This is a genomic window from Candidatus Electronema sp. JM, assembly GCF_048287415.1.
Lineage (GTDB): Bacteria > Desulfobacterota > Desulfobulbia > Desulfobulbales > Desulfobulbaceae > Electronema.
In genome coordinates this window covers 1-7,722 of record NZ_JBLWEN010000003.1, presented here as the reverse complement: position 1 = coordinate 7,722, position 7,722 = coordinate 1, and the positions used below count along the sequence as shown (strand labels likewise).

7 protein-coding genes are annotated in these 7,722 nt (G+C 56.8%); 6 read left to right on the top strand and 1 reads right to left on the bottom strand.

Annotation, left to right across the window (positions count from 1 at the left end):
* Positions 1-310 precede the first annotated feature (310 nt).
* On the bottom strand, positions 311-1,348 hold the full coding sequence (locus tag ACNKH6_RS00895; RefSeq protein WP_417913661.1) for a KamA family radical SAM protein: 1,038 nt from the start codon (positions 1,346-1,348) through the stop codon (positions 311-313).
* Between the two features lie 256 nt (positions 1,349-1,604).
* On the opposite strand from ACNKH6_RS00895, the gene ACNKH6_RS00890 reads away from it, so the two are divergent.
* The 6 genes from ACNKH6_RS00890 to ACNKH6_RS00865 form a co-directional block, all read left to right on the top strand.
* The gene (locus ACNKH6_RS00890; RefSeq protein WP_417913660.1) at positions 1,605-2,741 is read left to right on the top strand and encodes a glutamate synthase; all 1,137 of its coding nucleotides are present in this window, start codon (positions 1,605-1,607) and stop codon (positions 2,739-2,741) included.
* Entirely contained in the window at positions 2,699-4,339 is a 1,641-nt protein-coding gene (locus tag ACNKH6_RS00885; protein WP_417913659.1) for a glutamate synthase-related protein, read from the top strand. Before ACNKH6_RS00890 ends, ACNKH6_RS00885 begins: the two co-directional genes overlap by 43 nt.
* A gap of 14 nt (positions 4,340-4,353) precedes the next feature.
* Positions 4,354-4,572 carry a DUF4160 domain-containing protein gene (locus ACNKH6_RS00880; RefSeq protein ID WP_417913658.1) on the top strand — a complete coding sequence of 73 codons (219 nt, stop codon included), beginning with the start codon at positions 4,354-4,356 and terminating at the stop codon, positions 4,570-4,572.
* Positions 4,566-4,901 carry a DUF2442 domain-containing protein gene (locus tag ACNKH6_RS00875; protein ID WP_417913657.1) on the top strand — a complete coding sequence of 112 codons (336 nt, stop codon included), beginning with the start codon at positions 4,566-4,568 and terminating at the stop codon, positions 4,899-4,901. The genes ACNKH6_RS00880 and ACNKH6_RS00875 overlap by 7 nt, the downstream gene beginning before the upstream one ends.
* 57 nt (positions 4,902-4,958) lie before the next feature.
* Complete coding sequence (locus ACNKH6_RS00870) at positions 4,959-5,684, top strand: hypothetical protein (RefSeq protein ID WP_417913656.1); 726 nt, start codon at positions 4,959-4,961, stop codon at positions 5,682-5,684.
* A 75-nt stretch (positions 5,685-5,759) separates the two neighbouring features.
* Positions 5,760-7,722 (top strand): FAD-dependent oxidoreductase (locus ACNKH6_RS00865; protein ID WP_417913655.1); only part of this gene is annotated, 1,963 nt, incomplete at its 3' end.

The window sequence follows — 7,722 nt, the reverse complement described above, 5'->3', positions numbered from 1 at the left end:
CTCCAAACTCAGGCCATCCCGCTCTTTAATCTCCAAAACCTTCCGACGAAAATCTATTGAATAGGCCATCTGTTTTGTGTGGTTCAGTATGGTGTCATTTTATAGTGCTTCAGCTATATTTCCCCAGACTGAATCAGGGCATCAAACGCCCGTTGCAGCTCGCTGATCATCGTTCACCTCAAGGTGTTGAGCAGGAAGGCGACTTTGTCGGCATTGAACATAAGCATCGCCAACAGGAAGACTATGGCCAAAGGCAGGCGTTTTACAGCGTTGACAAAAATTTTGAGCAGTTTTTTTCCCCCTTACTCCCTTACTCCAACGGATACGCGCAGGGCAGCCCCTGCCACGTGGTGAATTCCAACTTGCCATCCTGCATGGCGGTGATGTAGTCCGGTGTGAGCGGAATTTTGCCTTTGCCGCCGGGCGCGTCCAAGACAAATTTGGGCACAGCCATGCCGGAAACCGTGCCGATAAGCTGGCGCATGACCGCCAGCCCGTCCTTGACCGGGGTGCGGAAATGGCTGGTGCCTTTGGTCAAATCAGCCTGCATCAGATAATAGGGCTTGACCCGCAGCCGGAGCAGGCCGCAGAAAAGCTGGCGCAGCGTTTCGGCGGAATCATTCACCCCTTTCAGCAGCACAGTCTGGCAGCCAAGCGGAATGCCCGCGTCGGCAAGGAGCGTGCAGGCGCGTTCCGCCTCTTTGGTCAGCTCCGCCGGGTGATTGAAATGGGTGTTGATGTAGAGCGGGTGAAATTGGCGCAGCATGGCGCAGAGTTCGGGCGTGATGCGCATCGGCAGGGTGCAGGGCGTGCGGGTGCCGATGCGGATGACCTCAATGCTCGGCACTTCCCGCAGCCGCCGCAGGATATCTTCCAGCCGCGCGTCGGCAAGCAGGAGCGGGTCGCCGCCGGAAATCAGCACCTCGCGCACAGCCGGCGTGCGGCGCAAGTAATCCAGCGCGGCGGCGAAATGCTCCTCGCTGAAGCGCATGGTCTCGCCGCCAACCTTGCGCTTGCGTGTGCAGAAGCGGCAGTACATGGCGCACTGGCCGCTGACCAAAAGCAGCACCCGGTCCGGGTATTTATGCACCAGATTCGGCACCGGACTCAAGTTTTCTTCGCCAAGCGGGTCTTCCATGCCGACCGGATCGTTCAGTTCGCGCAAATCCGGTGCCGCTTGGAGCCGCAGCGCGTCGCAGTTCTTGATCAGCTCCAGATAATAAGGTGTTATCCGCATTGGATAGCGGGCGATGACCGCGTCCGTTGCCGCCGGATCGCAGCCCAGCGCACGCGCCAGCCCTGCGCCGTCCGTGACGCTGTTCTGCAATTCTTCCTGCCAAGTTGCCATATTTTTTGCCGTCTGCGCGGGATTCTTCTTTGCTGGAATAGTTGTGCTTGGTTTGCAGCGGCTAAGAGTAACAGTGCTTGCCGTCTCTGTCCAGACAAGCCGCACAGGCCCGCAAACTCTGACGCAATTCTGCGGCCTTTTGCCGCTTTCTATTTGACAGGCCGCTGTTTTCTTTGTACTGTCAAGTCTTTTTCCGCCGGAAAAATAACAGTCCGGCCTTGCGCATATCCAGCATCGAATTTCCGGGAGTCATTTTATGTGTCGTTTAGCCCTGAAAACCGCAGATATTCCCTTTTCGCCCTACGAGGTGCTTGTCGGCATGGAGGCCATGCAGGAGGGATACGACGGCAGCGGCCTTGGCCTGCTGCTGCGCGGGGTCAGCTTTGAGGATTTCAAATACAAAAAAGAGGAGCAGGTCATCCTGTCCGGCATCGCCCACAGCGAGGCGGCCTTCCGGCGTTTGCACCAGCACATGGAGGAACGCGGCTTTGAGCAGGAGTACGACCATCAGTTCAAGGTCAACGCCGCGCTGATCGAGGCCAAAGACCGCTATCAGTACATCGTCCGGGTCTATAAGAAGCCGCAGGGGATGAGCGAGGCCGAGCTGGAAGACAGGCTGATGCAGACCCGCCTTTTCCTGCGCAAGAACGGCGAGGAGAACGGCGGCGATCTGACCGTGTTTTCTTTCTGGTCAGATGTGGTCATGATCAAGGAGGTCGGCTGGCCGCTAGATATTGGCGACGCGCTCGGTCTCAATGACGGGCGCATCAAGGCCCGCGTGGTCATGGCGCAGGGGCGGCAGAACACCAACTACGGCATCAACCTCTACGCCTGCCATCCCTTCTTCATTCAGGGCATCGCCACGATGACCAACGGCGAGAACACCGCCTTTGTGCCAATCAAGGAATGGCTGCTGGGCAAGAATATCCCCGGCTACATGGGCTATCAGTCAGACTCCGAGGTCTTCGCGCATATTCTGCATTACGTGACCAAGAAGCTGAATCTGCCGCTGGCCTGCTACAAGCACGTCATCACCCCGCTGAAGACCGAGGAACTGAACAAGCATCCGCAGGGCGAATTCCTCAAAGGGCTGCGCACCGCCTGCCGCCGTTTGATTATTGACGGCCCGAACGCGGTCATCGGCACGCTGCCGGATGAATCCTGCCTCATCGTCATGGATCAGAAGAAGATGCGGCCAGCAACAGTCGGCGGACGGCCCGGCGCGTGGGCCATCGCCTCGGAGATGTGCGGCGTGGAAGCACTCATTCCTGACCGCGACCCCAGCCTCGACTTCCAGCCCATGCGCGAACACACAGTCATCATTCCCCCTGACAGAAAGGAACTTCAGATATGGTCTCAGTTCGATCAATTTACACTCAGCCAGGCAGCCTGACCTACAGCGACCTGCCCTGGATCATCCAGCACCGCGAAGACCGCTGCACGCTTTGCGGCCAATGCACGGCAGTCTGTCCAAAGCAGGCGATTTACCTGACCTACCGCAGGCAGCGCGTGCCCAAGCTGGATATTCTCCAGAAGAAGCGCGGCAACGATTACCGCCATTTTGTCGGCATCCGCCAAAACACGGACATTGCCAAGATGTGCATCGGCTGCGGCATGTGCTCTTCCGTCTGCCCGAACGAGGCGATTGGCCCGGTGCCGAATAGCAACGAGCATCGTTCCCGCTTCCACATGGACGAGAAGGGCGATGCTTGGAAACGCGGCGGACGGCGCAATGTGGCGGGCAAGACCATCCTTGACCGCATCGCCTTTGACCGCATCTCCATGCTCACCGACCCGGCCTTGGATGCCGGGCGGCACGAGTTCAACATCAACACCATCTTGGGCCGCATTCTGCCGCCGGAGGAGTTTCTCCGCCGTCAGCAGGCAGGCGAGTGGATTCCGCCGACGCGCGAGATATTCCCCTTCGTGATCGGCTCGATGTCCTTTGGCGCGCTTTCGCCGAACATGTGGCTGGGGCTGCTCCAAGGCGTGGCCTACTGCAACGAGGTGCTGGGCATTCCCGTGGTCATGGCCACTGGCGAGGGCGGCTGTCCGCCGTGGGTGCTGCGCAGTCCGTTCCTCAAATACATCATCCTGCAAATCGCTTCCGGCTATTTCGGCTGGGACGAAATCATCCGCGCCATCCCGGAGATGCAGTGCGACCCGGCGGCCATCGAGATCAAATACGGCCAAGGCGCGAAGCCAGGCGACGGCGGCCTGCTGATGTGGTTCAAGGTCAGCAAGCTGATCGCCCGCCTGCGCGGTGTGCCGGAAGGCGTTGACCTGCCTTCGCCGCCCGTGCATCAGACGCTCTACTCGATTGAGGAAAGCGTCATGAAGATGATCCAGACCATGTCTATGGCCTTTGGCTTCCGCGTGCCGGTCTATCCGAAGATTTCCGGCTCCACTTCGGCCAAGTCGGTGCTCAACAATCTCGTGCGCAATCCCTACGCGGGCGGCCTGCTGATTGACGGCATAGACGGCGGCACCGGCGCGGCCTACAACATCAGTATGGATGCCACCGGCCATCCGATTGCCTCCAATGTGCGCGAGTGCTATTTAGATTTGGTCGCCCAAGGCCGCCAGAACGAGATTCCGCTCTTTGCCGCAGGCGGCATCGGCAAGAACGGCAACGTCACCCAGAACGGCATGGCCCTGATCATGCTCGGCGCGTCCGGCGTGCATATCGGCAAGTACATCATGCAGGCCTGCGCAGGCTGTCTTGGCAACGAGATGGGCCGCTGCAACGTCTGCAATGTTGGCATTTGTCCGAAAGGCATCACCAGCCAGAATCCCAAGCTCTACCGCAGGCTTGACCCGGATGATGTCGCCCAGCGCGTGGCCGATGTCTTCTCCTCCATCAGGACGGAGATGAAGAAGATCATGGCCCCGCTTGGCCGTTCGCAGAGCCTGCCCATCGGCATGTCTGATGCCCTGGGCATTGACGATGCAGACGCGGCGCAGCGGCTGGGGATTAAGTATATTTGTTAGCTGTTGCTGCCGACATGCCGATCATAAGCAGATTCCTTGGAATCATCATCGCCATGTACTGGGATGATCATAGTCCTCCGCATTTTCATGCAAAATATGATGGCTATGAAATCACGGTAGATATTCTTACCGGCGTGGTGGAAGGACGGTTTCCAAAGAGAGCTTTGCGGCATGTGCTTGAATGGCATGAACTGCATCAGGATGAATTGATTGCAAACTGGGAGCTGTGCTGAAAAAAGGCGGCTCCCAACTCCGTCGAACCGTTGGAGTGAGTATGTTTCTTCATATTACAGATGCCAAACATCTTGAAGGCTACAAGGTGGAAGTGGCATTTAACAATGGAAAGAGAGGTATTGCTGATTTGTCTGAAGCGTTGCATGGCCCTGTTTTCGAGCCGCTCAAGAATCAGGAAATATTTTCCTCCTTTGTTGTGGATAAGGAGCTGGAAACGCTTGTTTGGCCAAACGGCGCAGATTTAGCCCCTGAATATATTTTCTTTCAAGCATTTAAAAATGATACTGAGCTGCAAGAACAATTTAGAAAATTTGGATATATTAGATAGCTATTAACAGATGAAATTTAGCAAAATAAATGGATTAGGCATCCAGGAGGTGCTGTGATGAAACGATCAGTTTTATTGTTTTCGCTTGTCATCCTCTTCAGCAGTTTATCAACATCCTTTGCTGAAAATAAGTTTGTTCAATCTGCCAAGGTCGATCTTGATGGCGATGGAAAAACAGACAGCATTGTACTTTCTGGAATTACAGCCAATGGTAGTTTTCATCTTAAAATAAATACAGTTTCAGCGGATGGGAAATTTGATTCTGATCCAGTTGATGGGTTTCTTGTTATAGATATCGATAAACAAGATAACTACAAAGAAATCGCAGTGCATACCCCTGGGCCAAGCGATGACGATGAATATCTCATTTATTGGTATGATGGAAAATCCATTCAAAAAATGGAACATTTATCAAGGTGGCCAGAATTCCTTGGTAATGGAATCGTCTATGTAAAAAACTGGATGGGGTTCTGGTCGCAAAACAACAAGTATGTTCTTGACAAGAAAAACAGAAAACTCTACGAAGTCCCACAGGAATTTTATGCTGTTGGCGTGGAGGCTACGGTCAAAGAAAGCTTTCCTATTTACAAGACACGGGAATATAAGGATGTCGTTGCCTATCTCAAACCAGAAACTAAAATGACACTGTTGGTTTGTGATCCATCGCCAGCAGGCAAATACTCTTCTTGGTCTTATCTTGTCAAATCTTCATCAGGATTAATCGGCTGGGCTAGAGAAAATCAGTTTTCACAAAAAGTGCAAGGCTTACCTCTGGCTGATTAATCCCCACGCAATATTCTTGATGCAAGAGACAAACAGCCATCCGGCATTTCCTGTCCATCACACGGATTTTATACTATGACTGAACAAGTAAAAAAGACTGCAATCATACGCGGCAAGGATGCCAACGGCCTGCGCCTGACATCCAAGATTTTTGAAGAAGAAGTGCGCGGCGCGGCGGCTGACGCGGACGAGCTGCTGCTCGAATCCTTTGGCCAGCACAACATTGGCCTGCGGCTGGGCGGGCGCAAGGACAGGCCGCTGACCATCCGGGTCAAGGGGCCGGTCGGGCAACGCTTGGGCTGCATGGGCTTGCCTGGCACCACGGTCATCTGCGAAGGCTCGGCCTCGGACGACGTGGGCTATCTCAACATCGGCGCGGATGTGATCGTCAAAGGCGACGCGACCAACGGCGCGTGCAGCGCGATGGCGGGCGGGCGGGTGATGATTGGCGGCTCCATCGGCGCGCGCGGCCTGACCATGACCAAGTGGAACCCGGACTACCAACGCCCGCAGATGTGGGTGCTTGGCTCGGTCGGCGACACTTTCGCCGAATTCAACTGCGGCGGCATCGCGGTGGTTTGCGGCCATAACCCGAAAAACCCGGACAGCGTGCTCGGCTACCGGCCCTGCGTGGGCATGGTCGGCGGCTGGGTCTATTTCCGGGGCAAAACCGACGGCAGCTATGCCCGCAACAGCGCCAAGCTGACCCAGCCCAATGACGAGGAATGGCAGTGGCTGATCGAGCGTCTGCCGGAATACCTCAACGCCATCGGCAGGCCGGAATTGCTCGACGAACTGAGCAAACGCGAGGAATGGAACCTGCTCGCCGCTGTCAGCCCGCAGGAACGCGCTCTGCTGTCCTCTGGGCCGATGCCGATGTCCGAGTTTGCCAAGCGCGTGTGGAGCGCAGGCTTCGGCGGCGGCGACCCATTGCGCGACCTCGCCCCAACGCTCGACCGCTCGGTGGTCGGCGTGATTGAGACCGGCGAGCTGCGCAGGCGCAAGCCGTGGTGGGTCAACCGCGACTCCGCCGCGCCCTGCACCTACTACTGCCCGATGCACATCCCGACCATTGACCGGCTGCGGATGATCCGCGAGGGCAGGAACGAGGAGGCCTACGAGATGCTGCTGCGCTACACGCCCTTCCCGGCTTCGGTCTGCGGCACCATCTGCCCGAACCTCTGCATCCAGAACTGCTCGCGCAAGAAGATAGATTTCTCCATTGATGTCTCGATCTTGGGCCAGGCGGTGCACAACGTGGATCCGCCCAAAGGCAAGCCCGCTACTGGCCGCAAAGTGGCGATCATCGGCGGCGGCCCGGCAGGCATGGGCGCGGCCTGGCATCTGGCTTTGGCCGGCGTTGAGGCCCATATTTTTGAGAAAAGCGACCAGCTTGGCGGCAAGCTGGCCCAGACCATTCCGTGGGAGCGGCTGTCCAAGGCGGTCTGGGAGATGGAGGTGCAGCGGTTCCTCAAGCAGGAGCTGATTCATGTCAATCTCGGCGTGAGCATGACGCAGGAGAAAATCGAGCAGCTCAAGGCCGAGTACGATTACGTCCTGATCGCGGTCGGCACGCATCAGCCGAAAACTATTCCGTTTACCGGCCACGAGCGGGTGATTCCGGCTCTTGAGTATCTCAAGGCGGCGAAGAGCGAGCATCCGATGGCTACTGGCAAGCAGGTGGTGATCATCGGCGCGGGCAATGTCGGCTGCGACGTGGCGGCGGAGTGCTACAGATTGGGTGCTGATTCCGTGACCTTGGTTGACATCCAGAAGCCGCTGGCCTTTGGCAAGGAGCGCGAGGCTGCCGAGGCGTTGGGCGCGGTCTTCAAGTGGCCGGTGATGACGAAAGAGGTTACGGAACAGGGCCTTGTCACCGACAAAGGCGAGCTGATTCCCGCGCAAACGGTCATCATTTCCATCGGCGATGTGCCCAGCCTGCCTTTCCTGCCGGAGAGCGTGCAAGTAGTGAAGATCGCAGGCGGTTCGTGGATTAAGACTGATGAAGCCGGACGCACCAGCGATCCGAAAATACTTG